We start from the raw sequence: 14,615 nt of genomic DNA, 5'->3' as shown, positions 1-14,615 counted from the left end.
ATATAGGCCAACAACCCCAAGGCAACTTCAAATTTACTTTGAAAAAACATGCGATATCTAAAGAAAAATAGATTTTTGGGGCAATTTGAGCCGATTTAAACATCAAACAGGAAGCCAGAAGAAAATAATAGACTAGATTCACACGCTGATTTGATCATAGGGAGCCACAGTTAGTCCTTTTTATCCCGCATTTCGGACTCCGGTTTATCGGGCATGCCAAGCCTTTCGGAAATCAACCGCTTTTCCGCATACGCGCTTTCAGGTTGCCATATCTGAAACGACATCCGAAGATTGATTCAAATATTAATCGCCTCGCTCTTCTTCAAAATTTCGCCATCTGACGGCCACCTGCTCGACACATTTCGCGGACGGACGGAGAGGCCCGTCGACAAACAGTCGGGGACGCAGCCGCCACCGTTAACCACCCGTTAACCATGCACTCGGCAAATTCTGCCGGGTGGCGCAAGGTGCGTCGCAGCCGGCAATTCGGAAACGATCGACTTGAGCGACATCACCTCAGCCCCCGAGACGGCGCCCTCCAGGATTCCTTTCGGTCTCAGCGTGCCCACGGGCTCGGACCTTCGCTCGACACTCCTGCGCGGCGACATCGGCCTCGCCGCCGGCATCATGCTGATCATGGTCATCCTGATCCTGCCGATGCCGGCGATGATGCTCGACTTCATGCTGGCGGTGTCGATCATCTTTTCCGTGCTGATCATGATGACGGCGCTGTTCATCCACACGCCGCTGGAGTTCACGTCCTTTCCGACCATCCTCCTGATCTCGACGATGCTGCGTCTGTCGCTCAACCTCGCCTCGACGCGCCTCATCCTCAGCCATGGTCACGAAGGCACCGACGCCGCCGGCCACGTCATCCAGGCCTTCGGCGGCTTCGTGATGGGTGGCAACTTCGTCATCGGCATCATCGTCTTCGCCATCCTGATCATCGTCAATTTCATCGTCATCACCAAGGGTTCGGGCCGCATCGCCGAAGTCGCCGCCCGCTTCACCCTCGACGCCATGCCCGGCAAGCAGATGGCCATCGACGCCGACCTGTCGTCGGGCCTGATCAAGGAAGACGAGGCGAGGAAGCGCCGCAAGGATCTGGAAGCGGAAAGCGCCTTCTTCGGCGCCATGGACGGTGCCTCGAAGTTCGTGCGCGGCGACGCCATCGCCGGCCTGCTCATCACCTTCATCAACGTGATCGGCGGCATCATCATCGGCACGATGCAGATGGGCATCACGCTGTCGGAAGCCGGCCACTCCTACACCATCCTCACCGTCGGCGACGGCCTCGTCAGCCAGATCCCGGCGCTGATCGTCTCCACCGCCGCCGGCCTTCTGGTGTCCAAGGCGGGCGTTTCCGGCTCGGCCGACAAGGCGCTCTCCGGCCAGCTCACCGGCTATCCGGCCGCGCTCGGCATCTCCGGCGTCGTCATGGGCCTGCTGGCGCTCTTGCCCGGCCTGCCCTTCCTGCCGTTCGCCACCCTCGGCGCCGGCGCCGGCGGCCTCGCCCTCTGGGCCAAGCGCCAGAACGCCAAGCGCGAGATCGAGGCCGTCATGGCCCAGGCGGAAGCCGATGCGCCCCCTCCGCCGCCGGCCGAGGAGCCGATCGCCACCGCGCTCAAGATGGACGACCTGCGCGTCGAGCTCGGCTACGGCCTGTTGCCGCTGATCAACGACAACGGCAAGGGCGGCGAGAAGCTGTCCGACCAGATCAAGGCGCTGCGGCGGCAGATCGCCTCCGACCTCGGCTACATCATGCCGCCGGTGCGCCTCCTGGACAACGTGCAGCTCGGCGCCAACGAGTATGTCATCAAGATCAAGGAAGTGGACGCCGGAAAGGGAACGCTGTTCCCCGGCCAGTACATGGTCATGGACCCGATGGGCGGCAAGGTGACCATCCCCGGCACCCAGACCACCGAGCCCACCTTCGGCCTGCCGGCCACATGGGTGGACGGCCGCCTGCGCGAGGAAGCGGCGATCCGCGGCTACACCGTGGTCGACCCGGCCACCGTGCTCTCCACGCACCTCTCCGAAACGCTGAAAACCAACGTTTCCGAGCTCCTCTCCTACGCCGATGTCAAGAAGCTGCTCGCCGAGGTGCCGTCCGATCAGGCCAAGCTGATCGACGAGATCGTGCCGAGCCAGATCACCGTCTCCGGCATCCAGCGCATTCTGCAACTGCTGCTGGCCGAGCGCGTGTCGATCCGCGACCTCGGCACCATCCTGGAAGGCATCGCCGAGGGCCTGTCCATCTCCCACGCCACGCAGACCATCACCGAGCACGTGCGCGCCCGCCTCGCCCGCCAGATCTGCGCTTCCAACATGGCGCAGGGCGGCTACCTGCCGCTCATCAGCCTGTCGCCCGCCTGGGAGCAGGCCTTCATCGAGAGCATCGTCGGCGAAGGCGACGACCGCCGCCTCGCCATGGCGCCCAGCAAGCTGCAGGAGTTCGTCGGCACCGTTCGCGATCAGTTCGAGGAAGCCGCCAAGAAGGGCGAGCTGCCGGTGCTGATGACCAGCCCGATGAACCGCCCCTTCGTCCGCTCCATCGTCGAGCGCTTCCGCGCCCACACCACGGTGATGAGCCAAGCCGAGGTCCACCCCAAGGTCCGCCTGAAGACGGTGGGACAGATCTAGAGCGTCCGCTCCGACGGTTGCGCGACATCTCGGATCGGGATTGCTCCCGAGCCGCAGCGATCATCAACGAAATCACGCTGTATCAATAGCTTACTGGGGGTTCCCCACAGGCATCGCCGATCTTGGCGCCAAACGCCGGGGAACCATTGACACCATGGCCCCCGCTTGCTAGCCATATGTTATGTTATAACGTTGCATTTAGTGAGTTGCCGATGCCCCATCTCCCCGTAACCGTACTGTCGGGCTTTCTCGGCTCCGGCAAGACGACGCTTCTCAACCACATCCTCAACAACCGTGCCGGCCGCCGCGTCGCCGTCATCGTCAACGACATGAGCGAGGTGAACATCGACGCCGACCTGGTGCGCGAGGGCGGCGGCCTCTCCCGCGTCGACGAGAAGCTGGTCGAGTTGTCGAACGGCTGCATCTGCTGCACCCTGCGCGACGACCTGCTCGCCGAGGTCAGCCGCCTCGCCCGCGCCGGCCGCTTCGATTACCTGCTGATCGAAGCCACCGGCATCGCCGAGCCGCTGCCGATCGCCGCCACCTTCGATTTCCGCGACGAGGCCGGCGTCTCGCTGTCCGACGTCGCCCGCATCGACACCATGGTGACGGTGGTCGACGCCATCAATCTCACCGCCAACTTCGGCTCGCACGACCTCCTGGGCGACCGTGGCGAAACAGCCGGCATCGACGACGAGCGCACGCTCGCCGACCTCCTGACCGAGCAGATCGAGTTCGCCGACGTCGTCATCCTCAACAAGGTGTCCGATGCCGGCCCGGAACGCGCGGACCAGGCCCGCAAGATCGTCAGGGCGCTCAACGCCGACGCCAAGCTCATCGAGGCGGATTTCGCCCGCGTGCCGCTCGAAAGCGTGCTCGACACCGGCCTGTTCGATCGCGACAAGGCGGAGCGGCACCCGCTCTGGGCCAGGGAGCTTTACGGCTTTCGCGATCATGTGCCCGAGACCGAGGAGTACGGCATCGCCTCCTTCGTCTACCGCGCCCGACGCCCGTTTCACCCTTGCGCCTTTAGCGCCTTCCTCCGCCAGAGCCTTCCCGGCGTCATCCGCGCCAAGGGGCACTTCTGGCTTGCCACCCGCCCCGAGTGGTGCGGCGAACTGTCGATCGCCGGAGCAGTCTGCCGCACCGGGGCGCTCGGCCGCTGGTGGGCGGCGGTGCCGAAGGAACGCTGGCCCGATCATGCCGAATGGCGCGAGGTCATGCGGCGCAACTGGCATTCGCACTGGGGCGACCGCCGGCAGGAGCTGGTGTTCATCGGCTCCGGCATGGACGAGACGGCAATCCGCGCCAACCTCGACGCCTGTCTCGTCGGCGAAGCCACGATCATGACCCGCTTCAACCCCGACCGCTACCGCCATCTGCCCGACCCGTTCCCGGCTTGGGGATTGGCGTCCTGAATCGCTTTCCCATCCATGACGGGAGACGGCTGCTCACCCCCATCCTCGGCGCCCCTCGCGGCAAACCGCGCCTGTCGCAACCCGTCTGTATCGGCGTCCTCTGAGCTTCCGCAGTCCTTTCGCGCCCCGTCGCCCGGCGGAACGTCTGACCGGGCGGCCTGCGCTTTGACAGGGCCTTTGGCCGGAATATCGGTCAAGGATATCCGCGCCGCGATCAAGGCCGCCGGGGGCTGTTCGGCGGCCTGAGCATGGTGCATGCTGGGGGCGACGCGTCCGTCTCCCTCCATGATCGGTCTCTTCGAGCGGCAATGCCCCTGCCAAGCGCCCCTAGCCGTCAGCTTCGCCGAACCGGCTTTGCGCGCCGCGTGACGATGGTGCTTGCCTGCGGTTCACTGGCGCTGTCGCCGGGCCACGCAGCCGATAACGCCCGACGGATCGCCGCCGAACTCGATATCCCCCGGCGCGCATGGACGATCTGCACCGTCAACGAGATCGGCCAGACGGTTCAGCGCGACCGAACCTTCGACGCGGCGACGGCGGCCGACGGCGCGCTCACCCGCTGCGCCCCGGAAGAGCAGGCTCTCAGGACGAAAGCCGTCCAACTGCTGGGCGCCGAAGCGGGACAGCGCGCGATGGAAAGACTGATAGCCGAAGCGCGCGAGGCATTGATCGGATCGGCCCGCACGATGCAGGCCACCATTGCTGCCGGCACCGAGGTCGCGCCCGCCTGGCCACGCGTTGTCACGCCCTCCCGCTGAGCCGTCACCGCCCCTCGGCATAACGCGCCAGGCGCTCGTCCAGCGTGCCGGTGTGCAGCTCGAACAGGTGGTTGTCGTGGTCGTGGAAGTAGATCGACCGCCCCTCGCCGGGCACTCGCGAGCGGCCCTCGCGCACGTCGAGCCCCATGTCCCTGATGCGCCCGAGGCAAGCCTCGTATTCGCCATCATCGATCTTGAAGGCCACGTGGTTGTAGGTCCGCGTCGACAGCGCCTCCCCTTCCATGATGGCGATCCAGGTGGCGTTCGGCTCGGCGCCGACCACGAAGAACCGCTCCTTCGACAGCGAGAACGTATGCTCGCCGCTGTCATAGACCTTGCGGGCGCCGAGGATGCCGACGAGCATCGCCTCCGTCCGGTCGAGATCGGCGACGATGAAGGTGATGTGACTGATCCCTTGAATCATGCCTTGCCTCCTTGCCGCGGGGCCGTTCGGGCCGATGCCGCCCGGTTTTCCCCCGATTAACGTAAACCGCCCCTTAAGGCATCGGCTCTAAACTGTGCGCATGAGACCCTCTCGTATTGCGTCCGGTCTGCTCTCGCTGTTCGTGTCCGCCGCCCTGGCGGGCTGCGGCTTCTTCGAATCCGAGGAGCGCGCGCCATGGCGCGCCCAGGCGGAAGCGGCCTGCTACGCCCGCAACATGGTCAAGCTGACGCCGTTCATCCAGAAGGCCAGCGCCATCCAGGGAAAGGGCATCTGCGGCATCGACCGTCCCCTGAAGGTCAAGGCGCTGGAAGACGGCACCGTCAGCCTCGGCTCCCGCTCGCTGGTGCTCTCCTGTCCGATGACGGCGGCGCTCGAACGCTGGGTCGCCGAGGTCGTCATGCCGGCGGCGCTGGCCCGCTACGGCCTGCCGGTGGTCGAGATCAAGAACTTCGGCACCTACAACTGCCGCCCGCGCAACAACATCGCCGGCGCCCGCCTCTCCGAGCACGCCTTCGCCAATGCCTTCGACTTTGCCGGCGTCGAGCTGTCCAACGGCTATACCGTCACCGTCAAGAAGGGCTGGTACGGCAACCCCACCGACCGCGCCTTCCTGCGCGAGGTGACGCGCGGCGCCTGCGGCGCCTTCACCACCGTGCTCGGCCCCGGCGCCGACCGCGCGCACGACGACCACCTGCACCTCGACCTCGCCCGCCACAACAACGCCGGCACCTATCGCTACTGCAAGCCGCAGCCGCAGGTGCCGCCGCGCGGTGCGCCGATGTTCACGCCCGACCCGAACATGCCGATGGCGAGCAATCTGCCGGCCAGTCCGGTCTGGCCGGCCGCGCCGCAGCCGATGCCCACCGAACCGACCTACGCTGCCGGCAATCCGTCCTTCGACGCGCCGCTGCCGCCGGCCCCGATCGGCAACGGCGCCTATCCGGTCGCCCAACAGCCCGCCTATCAGCAGCCCGCGTACCAGCAGCCCCAGCCGATCTACGCCGACGCGCCGGCCGCCCAGCCGCCCGGCTGCCCACCCGGCTACATCTGCACGCCGGTGGGCCAGGGCACCTACGTACCGCCGCCGGCAGGCGCGGGCAACATCGGCTGGAACGTCGGCGCGCAGCCCCTCCAGGGCTATTCTTCGACCGACATCACCGGCTCGATCCCGGGGCCGTATTCGGACGATTGAGTTTGCCCCATACGCTTCGGAAGCCATGGTTGAGACGTCATGATCCATCATGATACAGTCCTGCCAGATATGGAGGTGTGTCATGACGTCCCACAGCCGCGAGAAGTTTGCGACCCAGGTCGACTCTGAAATTCTGTCGACAGTGCGCGATCTTGCGAAAAGCGAGGGGCGCCAGCTACAGGCACTTGTGGACGAGGCGTTCGCCGATCTGATCGAGAAGCGCAAACACGGCAAGCCCCGTGCGAGCGTCATGGCCGTCTATCAGGCTAGCCACGATACGTTTGCGCCACTGTATAAAAAGTTGGCGGAATGAGCGACTTCCTGACAACGATCGAAGTTCTAGCGATCCTTGAGGATCAAGTGGAACGATATGGCGGCATTGCCGGCGTCAGAGATCCCGGTCTGCTGGAAGCCGCCCTATTTCGCCCGCAGACAGGCTATTATGCCGACTTGATCGAGGAGGCGGCCGCCCTCTGGGAGAGTTTGGCGCAGAACCATCCGTTCCTCGATGGAAACAAACGCGTTGCCTTTGCCGCGACCTACACGTTCCTGGCTATCAACGGAACCTTCATCACGGCCGGCGCTGACGAGACCTTTGCTTTCATCGATGGTCTCTACCGGTCGGGACACTTCGAGTTCGGCCAACTTGTAGCCTGGCTTCGCGCCAATACGACAGAGCGTCGGTAGGTCCCCTCCCCTCGCCCTAAGCGTTTCCCCGATCACATTTTGCTGACTCCGGCCATCCGGGCTGGAAAAAACGTCTCTGAAACGCTACAAGACACGCCCAGGCAGGCCGCAGCAGTATTTTGTTTGCGCGTCCCGGCATTCTCCGGGCTCTGCTTTCAGCATTTTAGGTTTCGTCATGACTACCACGACCGGCTTGCCGGCTCGCCAAGGTCCCGGCTTTGCCGAGACCGTCGCCCTCATCGCCGCCCTGATGGGCCTTACGGCCCTTGCCATCGACACCATGTTGCCGGCACTGCCCGCCATCGGCGACAGCTTCGGCCTTGTCGAGGCCAACGAGCTGCAGCTCGTCGTCTTCTCCTACATGGTCGGGTTCGGCATCGCCCAGATCGTCTACGGACCGCTGTCCGACGTCTGGGGACGCCGCCCCTTGGTGATCGCCGGCCTCGTCATCCTGATCGTCGGCGCCATCATATCGGCACTGGCCACGGGCTTCACCGGCCTGTTGGTCGCTCGCGTGCTGCAAGGCATCGGCGCAGCTTCCGCCCGCGTCATCGCCGTGTCCATCGTCCGCGACCGTTACGAGGGCCGCGAGATGGCCCGCGTCATGAGCTTCACCATGATGGTGTTCATGATCATCCCGGTGCTGGCGCCCACCTTCGGCGGCCTGCTGCTGGCGCTGGCCGGCTGGCGCTCCATCTTCGCCACCATGGCCGCCCTGTCGGTCGCCGTCGGCCTGTGGTTCTACATCCGCATGCCCGAGACGCTGCATCCCGAGTTCCGCCGCGCCCTGTCGGTACGGTCGATCGTCGAGGCCGCGCGCATCTGCGTCACCAATCGCGAGGCGGTCGGCTACTCGCTGGCCATTGGCCTGCTCTTTGCCACGCTGATGGGCTTCATCGGTTCGGCCGAGCAGATCCTCGGCTCCGACGGCTATCGTCTCGGCGCGCTGTTCCCGGCCGCCTTCGCGTCGGTGGCGGTCACCGGCGGCATCGCCGCCTTCGTCAACAGCCGCCTGGTGCGCAGCTGGGGCATGCGCCGCCTGTCGCACAGCAGCCACGTCATCCACGTCGCTCTGGCGGCCATCTTCCTTGCCGCCGCCTATGCGTGGGACGGACTGCCGCCACTCTGGCTGTTCATCGCCATGATGGTGGCGATGCAGTTCTTCTTCTCGATCGCCATGTCCAACTACAACGCGCTCGCCCTCGACCCCCTCGGCGAAGTGGCCGGCACCGCCTCCTCGCTGATCGGCGCCTTCACCACGCTGATCGGCGCCGTCGGCGGCGCGCTGATCGGCCAGGCCTTCGACGGCACCATCATGCCGCTGACGGCCGGCTACTTCGGCCTGTCGACCCTGACGCTGCTCATCGTCTTCTGGACCGAGCGCGGCCGGCTGTTCCAGCCGCACTATCACCCGGCCGTAGCGGCCAGCGCGGAGTAGCATCCAGCAGCCGGCGATATCGCCGATGTCGTCCAGACAAGAAAATGGGGCGTCGATCCGAGTTGGTTCAGATCGACGCCCCAATCGTTTCATGCAACTGCCGTCCGCTCGAGCCGGATAAGTCCGGATCAAGCGGAACGCGTATTACTTGGCCGCGGCGCGCGCGTCGGCCAGCCAGCCGTCGACGGCCGCCTGGTTCTTCTTGACCCACTCGGCGGCCTGCGCGTCGACCTTGTCGTCACCGGCATTCATCGCCGCGTTCTGGGCGAAGATGTCGTCGAGCGGGATCTGCACGCCCTTGAGAAGGGTCGCCACGGCGGGGTTCTTGTCGAGGAAGGCATTGTTGACGACCGGCACGATGTCGTTGGCGACGAAGCCCATGCGGCAGGGATCCTCGACGCAGGCCTTGATGCCCTCGGCGGCCGCCGGCGTCTCGACGCCGTCCTTCTCGGGAACCTCGATCCACACGACGTCGTCGCCGAGCTTCAGCTCGTTGACGGTCCAGTTCGGCGTCCAGGTGTAGAACAGGATGTGCTCACCGCCCTTGTAGGCGGCGATCGCATCGGCCATGGACGCGGAGTAGCCGGCCTTGATCGGGTTGATGGCGTCGTCGAGCTCATAGTTCTTCATGTGCTCGGAAATGGTGACCTCGCAGCCCCAGCCCGGCGGACAGGCGACCAGATCGGCCTTGCCGTCGCCATTGCGGTCGAAGGCCTTCATCACCTCCGGACGCTTGAAGTCGTCCAGCGTCTTGATGCCGAACTCCTCGGCGGCGGCCTTGTCGACCAGATAGCCCTGCAGCGCGCCACCCTTGGCGATGGCCCCGACGATCGAGGCCGAACCGTCGAACGTCTCCTTGTAGGTGTCGTGCAGCGGGAACCAGCCATTGACCCAGAGGTCGACGTCACCCTGGGCGACCGACTGATAGAAGATCGGCGCGTCGAGCGTGGTCGGGCCTTCGACCGTGTAGCCCAGCGTTTCGAACATCTGCTTGTAGATCGCGGCCTGGAACCAGCCGGTATCCCATGTCGCCTGAGCCATCTTGATGGTGGTGCCCTTGCCCGGCATATCCTGGGCGCTGGCAAGACCTGCGGAAAGACCGACGGCGCCGGCGATGAGCGCCACGGCGGTCATCGTGTTGCGGATAGCATTGGTCATTTCTGATCTCCAGTTTGAAGGTGGGCGTCTCGGGGCCGCGCCATCAAGCGCGACCACCCCGTTTGAACCGGCGCAAAAGCGCGCGGCATCCAGAGCAGCTCCAGCAAAATGGACGCCGGTTCTGCGCCCGGAGCTGCATGAAAACAATGAGATAGGGCGTGCTGGCGACCCAGGCTCGCCGGACATGCCCAGTGTCTTCAGACCGCCTTGTCCGGTGCGGCGGCTTCGATGTCCTGGCTGCGGAACAGCGACTTGAACGAGCCGAGCAGCGGTTTCTTGCTGCCGGAGCCCGGTTCCGCCAGGCCTTGCGTGATCCGGTCGAGCACGATCGCCAGGATGACGATGCCCACGCCGCCGGCGGTCGCCTGCCCGACGTTGAGACGGCCGAGACCGGTGTTGACGATCAACCCCAGCCCGCCGGCGCCGATCAGGGCGGCGATGACCACCATGGACATGGCCAGCATCAGCGTCTGGTTCAGGCCGGCCATGATGGTGCGCATGGCGAGCGGCAGCTGAACCTCGATCAACGTCTGCGTCCGGGTGGCGCCAAAGGCCTCCGACGCCTCGATCAGGTCCTCGCGGACGTTGCGGATGCCGAGATTGGTCATCCGGATGATCGGCGGCAGCGCGAAGATGATGGTCGCGATGATGCCGGGCGCCATGCCGACGCCGAACAGCATGACGATCGGCACCAAGTACACGAAACTTGGAACCGTCTGCATGATGTCGAGGATCGGCCTGACAACCTTCCACGCCATGTTGGAGCCGGCCACCAGAATGCCGGCGGGAATGCCGATGAGGGTGCAGAACAGCACCGAGGTCAGGATCATCGCCAGCGTCGTCATGGTCTCGGGCCACAGCTGGATCATGTCGATGAAGACGAAGCCGACGACGGTGATGATCGCCATGGTCCGCCCCACCACCCGCCACGCGACGAACGCGAAGACCAGCGTGACCACGAGCATCGGCACCCAGGCGAAGAATCCGTCGAACGCCTGCAGGACCTCGTTGACCGGAACCTGCACGGCGCGGAAGAACGGGCGGAAGTTCGGAACCAGGAATCCGCGAACGAAGGCGTTGACCCAGCCATCGAAGGGAATGACGAGAAGATCGGACGGGCTCACAGGCTTTTCTCCTTCTGAGCATCGACAATGTTGGCGGGCTCGGTCTCCGTTTCATCGGATGGCGGGCCTGCGTCTTCCTTGCCGTCGTCCTCCTCGGCTTCGGTCGCCGTCTCGGTGTCGGGGGTCAGATGCCCGAAGATCGCCGTCGGCTCCACGGAACCGACGAGCTTGCCGTCGCTGTCGGTCACGGCCATCAGAACGCCGTTCTGGGCCGTGGCGTACATCTCGTTGATATAGGCTTCGCTGGTCACGCTCGGCGCATCGGGTTCCATCACCTCGACGACCGGCGTGTTCGGCTTCACCGCCGTCAGGGCTTCGCGCGTCACCATGCCCGCCAGCACGCCGTCCTGATCGACCACATGCGCCACGTCGACGCCGGCCTTGTCCATGACGACGAGCGCGCCGAGAACGCTCTCCTTGAGCGGAATATGATCGGCATCCTGCGCGATATCGGATGCGGTGAAGACGCGCGAGCGGTCGATGTCGGCCACGAAGGCGCGCACATAGTCGTCGGCCGGGTTGGAGACGATGTCCTGCGCCGTGCCGACCTGCACGAAGGCGCCGTCCTTCATGATGGCGATGCGATTGCCGAGCAGCAGGGCCTCGTTGAGGTCGTGGGTGATGAAGACGATGGTCTTCTTCAGTTCCTTTTGCAGCGCGATCAGTTCGTCCTGCATCTCGCGCCGGATTAGCGGATCGAGCGCGCCGAACGGCTCGTCCATCAGCAGGATCGCCGGGTCGGTAGCGAGGCCGCGGGCCAGCCCGACACGCTGCTGCATGCCGCCGGACAACTGTCCCGGAAAGCTGTCGGCATAGGCATCGAGCCCGACCTTCGCCAGGGCCTCGATCGCCGCCTTGCGCCGCTCGGTCGGCCCGACACCCTTCACTTTCAGGCCATAGGCGACGTTCTCGACCACCGTCTTGTGCGGGAACAGCGCGAAATGCTGGAAGACCATGGTGATCTCCCGGCGCCGTATGGCGCGCAGGCGCTTCATGTCGCAACTGGCGACGTCTTCCCCTGCGATGAAGATCTTGCCCGACGACGGCCGGATGAGCCCGTTCAAGGTTCTGACGAGGGTCGACTTGCCCGAGCCGGAGAGGCCCATGATGACGAAGATCTCGCCCTCGTTGACCTCGAAGCTGACGTCGTTGATGCCGACGGTCACGCCCGTGCTGCGAAAAATCTCGTCCTTGGTGGCGCCGTCTCTCAGCAGCGCCATGCCCTCTTTTCGCGTATCGTTGAATAGTTTGAATACGCTTTCAACTTTAAGTTTAACTGTCATATTGCTCCAAGTAGCACATTGTGGCGAAAATTGGAACCCTGCAGACGCCAGTATTGGATAACAACCCCAGGAGCCAGGATAATCCAGCCGCGAGAGGCGGGCATATCAACGCACGAGAGGGCCAACATCCCCTGTGTTATGGGGATTTTCTGGATAGATATGCCGTCAAAATGATCATCGCGATTGATCACGAGATACAGCGCGTCAATCCGCGGAAAGAGCCAATATGATCGGCGACTCGCACCGACAGATCGGGAGACTATCCAACATCAATGGGACTACCTTCGAGCTGCTCCGGGGCTTCAACAAACGCCCTCGGCTCCCCATATATGAAGAGCCACGTTAAGGGTCCTCCGGCGGACACCGATGAGGCGTTCGTCCGACAGGACTCCGCGAGACACGAGGAGTTAGCCATGGACAAGAAATCCCTGATGCCATTCGGGCGCGGTTCGGCTCCCTCTCGCTCACACGAGGATCCGTTCCTGTCGCTGCGCCACGAAATGGACCAGCTGTTCGACAGCTTCACCCGCGGTTGGGGCCTGCCTCCGCTCGCCGGCGGCGGCGAGAGCATCCTGAGCCCGCGCGTCGACATCGCCGAGACCGAGACCGGCCTTGAGATGACCGCCGAACTGCCCGGCATCGATCCCAAGGACATCGATCTGGAGATCGACGACGAGGTTCTCACCCTCAAGGCCGAGCACAAGGTCGACCGCGAGGAGAAGGACGACAAGCGCCACTATCGCCTGACCGAGCGCTCGAGCGGCACCTACATGCGCTCGTTCGCCCTGCCCTTCACGCCGGACCGTGACAAGATCACCGCCGAGTTCGACAAGGGCGTCTTGAAGGTGACGGTGCCGCGTTCGCCCGATCAGCCCAAGACGACCAAGCGGATCGACATCCGCCCGGCGGCCCTGCACTGAACGGGGGCGCAGTCACCAACGTTGGGGGGCGCTTTGGCGCCCCCCCTGTCATGTCAGGGCGGAGCCTCATTTCAAGGCAGAGATAACCGCCTTGTCGGGATAGCAGGTCACGGGCAGACCGTTCCTGGCCTGCCAGCGGCCGATGGCGACGCGGGTGCGGAAGCCGACCAGTCCGTCGGCCGTTCCCACATCGTGCCCCATGCCCTCGAGCCGCCGCTGTACGGCCCTGACGTCGCCACGGCTGAAACCGGTCACCCGTCCCCAATCGCCCCGGATCGATTGCGGCCCGCCCAGCCGGTCGCCCACCATGCCGATGGTCAGGGCGTAGACGTCGGATTCGTTATAGGTCTTCAGCACATAGAAGTTGTGCGACACCAGGAAGGCCGGCCCCATGCGCCCCGCCGGCATCAACAGGTGTCCGGTCGGCCCGACATCGCCCAAGGCCAGCGGCCGGCCGTCGGCCCGCGTCACGCCGGCCCTGGCCCAGGCGGCAAGTGGCTGGCCCTGATCGGGGCCTTCCAGGCTGCACGGCACCGAGGCCGGCAATCGCACCTCGACGCCCCAGGGGACGCCCGCCTTCCAGCCGCGCGACTTCAGGTAATGGCCGATCGAGGCCAGAACGTCCGGCGTCGAGCGCCAGATGTCGCGGCGGCCGTCACCATCGCCGTCCACGGCGTCCGACAGGAACTTCGAGGGCATGAACTGCGGCTGGCCCAGCGCGCCGGCCCACGAGCTTTTCATGGCAGCGCGGGAGATATGCTCCTGTTCGAGGATGACCAGCGCCGCCACCAGTTCGGGAAAGAACTCGGCCCGGCGCGAGCCCATGTAGGCCTGCGTCGCCAGCGTGCGCACGGCGTCCTTCTCGATCTTGGCGGCGCCGAAGGCCGATTCCTTGCCCCAGACGGCCAGCACGATGCCTGGGGGCACGCCGGTCGCCCGCGCCACCTTGTCGAGAGTGGCGCGATTGTCGGCATATCGCTTGCGCGCGCCGGCGGCCAGCGCGTCGAGCTTGGCATCGGCGAGATAGGTCGCCGGGCTGCGGAACTCCGCCTGGAAGGCGTCGCCGCCGCCGGTCGGCTTGAGGTCGGGCAGGCGAAGGTCGGGTTCGAGGCCGGCCACCGCCGCCTCGAAGGTGGCCCGGCTGACGCCGGAGGCTTTCGCTGCCGGCCACACCTTGTCGCCGAGCCAACGGGAAAAGGCGGCGTCGGCCGCCGCCGCGCCGATCGGGGCAAGCGCCAGCACGCCGGCGAGGAGGAGTGCGATTCGCTTCATCCCCGAATGGAATCGCGCCGACGACCGGGGGTCAAGCCTCACGAACGCCCACCGGCGAGCCCGGCTTTTTGCGCCTTGGGGAGCGCCGCCGGCAAAGGGTCATTACGGGGGCAATGGCGCTTGACAGCCCCCCTCCCCCGCCCTTATATCGGCGCACTTTCCGCCGGCCAGCCGGTGGGTCGTGGCAGTGTAGCTCAGTTGGTTAGAGCGACGGACTCATAACCCGTAGGTCGGCGGTTCGATTCCGCCCGCTGCTACCACTTCTCCTCACGGAAAA

13 protein-coding genes and 1 tRNA gene are annotated in these 14,615 nt (G+C 65.1%); 9 read left to right on the top strand and 5 right to left on the bottom strand.

What is annotated here, in order from left to right:
• Nucleotides 1-627: 627 nt before the first annotated feature.
• The 3 genes from flhA to M4J39_RS22035 all read left to right on the top strand — a co-directional run bounded on the left by flhA (nucleotide 628) and on the right by M4J39_RS22035 (nucleotide 4,819).
• Nucleotides 628-2,643 (top strand): flagellar biosynthesis protein FlhA, encoded by a 2,016-nt coding sequence (flhA, locus tag M4J39_RS22045; RefSeq protein WP_251730702.1) that lies wholly within the window; start codon nucleotides 628-630, stop codon nucleotides 2,641-2,643.
• Between the two features lie 212 nt (nucleotides 2,644-2,855).
• Nucleotides 2,856-4,061, top strand: a complete 1,206-nt coding sequence (locus tag M4J39_RS22040) for a GTP-binding protein (RefSeq protein WP_251730656.1) — start codon at nucleotides 2,856-2,858, stop codon at nucleotides 4,059-4,061.
• Between the two features lie 308 nt (nucleotides 4,062-4,369).
• Nucleotides 4,370-4,819 (top strand): hypothetical protein, encoded by a 450-nt coding sequence (locus M4J39_RS22035; protein ID WP_251730655.1) that lies wholly within the window; start codon nucleotides 4,370-4,372, stop codon nucleotides 4,817-4,819.
• A 4-nt stretch (nucleotides 4,820-4,823) separates the two neighbouring features.
• On the opposite strand, the gene fosX is transcribed toward M4J39_RS22035, so the two are convergent.
• Nucleotides 4,824-5,243, bottom strand: coding sequence for a FosX/FosE/FosI family fosfomycin resistance hydrolase (gene fosX, locus M4J39_RS22030; RefSeq protein WP_251730654.1), 420 nt, complete (start codon nucleotides 5,241-5,243; stop codon nucleotides 4,824-4,826).
• Between the two features lie 100 nt (nucleotides 5,244-5,343).
• On the opposite strand from fosX, the gene M4J39_RS22025 reads away from it, so the two are divergent.
• From M4J39_RS22025 to M4J39_RS22010, 4 genes are all read left to right on the top strand, one after another.
• A complete protein-coding gene (locus M4J39_RS22025) occupies nucleotides 5,344-6,456 on the top strand; it encodes an extensin family protein (RefSeq protein WP_251730653.1) in 1,113 nt (370 codons plus the stop codon).
• 82 nt (nucleotides 6,457-6,538) lie between these two features.
• Nucleotides 6,539-6,769: a hypothetical protein gene (locus M4J39_RS22020; RefSeq protein ID WP_251730652.1), complete on the top strand. Its 231-nt coding sequence runs from the start codon at nucleotides 6,539-6,541 to the stop codon at nucleotides 6,767-6,769.
• Entirely contained in the window at nucleotides 6,766-7,143 is a 378-nt protein-coding gene (locus tag M4J39_RS22015; protein ID WP_251730651.1) for a type II toxin-antitoxin system death-on-curing family toxin, read from the top strand. Before M4J39_RS22020 ends, M4J39_RS22015 begins: the two co-directional genes overlap by 4 nt.
• Nucleotides 7,144-7,318: 175 nt before the next feature.
• The gene (locus M4J39_RS22010; RefSeq protein WP_251730650.1) at nucleotides 7,319-8,581 is read left to right on the top strand and encodes a multidrug effflux MFS transporter; all 1,263 of its coding nucleotides are present in this window, start codon (nucleotides 7,319-7,321) and stop codon (nucleotides 8,579-8,581) included.
• Nucleotides 8,582-8,725: 144 nt separating this feature from the next.
• Here M4J39_RS22010 and proX read toward each other — a convergent pair whose 3' ends face one another.
• The 3 genes from proX to M4J39_RS21995 all read right to left on the bottom strand — a co-directional run bounded on the left by proX (nucleotide 8,726) and on the right by M4J39_RS21995 (nucleotide 12,083).
• Nucleotides 8,726-9,739, bottom strand: a complete 1,014-nt coding sequence (gene proX, locus M4J39_RS22005) for a glycine betaine/L-proline ABC transporter substrate-binding protein ProX (protein ID WP_251730649.1) — start codon at nucleotides 9,737-9,739, stop codon at nucleotides 8,726-8,728.
• A gap of 197 nt (nucleotides 9,740-9,936) precedes the next feature.
• Entirely contained in the window at nucleotides 9,937-10,863 is a 927-nt protein-coding gene (locus M4J39_RS22000; protein ID WP_251730648.1) for an ABC transporter permease subunit, read from the bottom strand.
• Complete coding sequence (locus tag M4J39_RS21995) at nucleotides 10,860-12,083, bottom strand: glycine betaine/L-proline ABC transporter ATP-binding protein (RefSeq protein ID WP_251730647.1); 1,224 nt, start codon at nucleotides 12,081-12,083, stop codon at nucleotides 10,860-10,862. The genes M4J39_RS22000 and M4J39_RS21995 overlap by 4 nt, the downstream gene beginning before the upstream one ends.
• 476 nt (nucleotides 12,084-12,559) lie before the next feature.
• Between M4J39_RS21995 and M4J39_RS21990 the strand changes: the two genes are divergently transcribed.
• Nucleotides 12,560-13,066, top strand: a complete 507-nt coding sequence (locus M4J39_RS21990) for an Hsp20/alpha crystallin family protein (protein WP_251730646.1) — start codon at nucleotides 12,560-12,562, stop codon at nucleotides 13,064-13,066.
• Between the two features lie 66 nt (nucleotides 13,067-13,132).
• On the opposite strand, the gene M4J39_RS21985 is transcribed toward M4J39_RS21990, so the two are convergent.
• Nucleotides 13,133-14,338: a lytic murein transglycosylase gene (locus tag M4J39_RS21985; protein ID WP_251730645.1), complete on the bottom strand. Its 1,206-nt coding sequence runs from the start codon at nucleotides 14,336-14,338 to the stop codon at nucleotides 13,133-13,135.
• A gap of 183 nt (nucleotides 14,339-14,521) precedes the next feature.
• Between M4J39_RS21985 and M4J39_RS21980 the strand changes: the two genes are divergently transcribed.
• A tRNA-Met gene (locus tag M4J39_RS21980) sits at nucleotides 14,522-14,598 on the top strand.
• Nucleotides 14,599-14,615: the final 17 nt, after the last annotated feature.

Origin of the sequence: Pleomorphomonas sp. NRK KF1 (assembly GCF_023721755.1) — a bacterium.
Lineage (GTDB): Bacteria > Pseudomonadota > Alphaproteobacteria > Rhizobiales > Pleomorphomonadaceae > Pleomorphomonas.
This window is presented reverse-complemented; position numbering and strand designations above follow the sequence as displayed.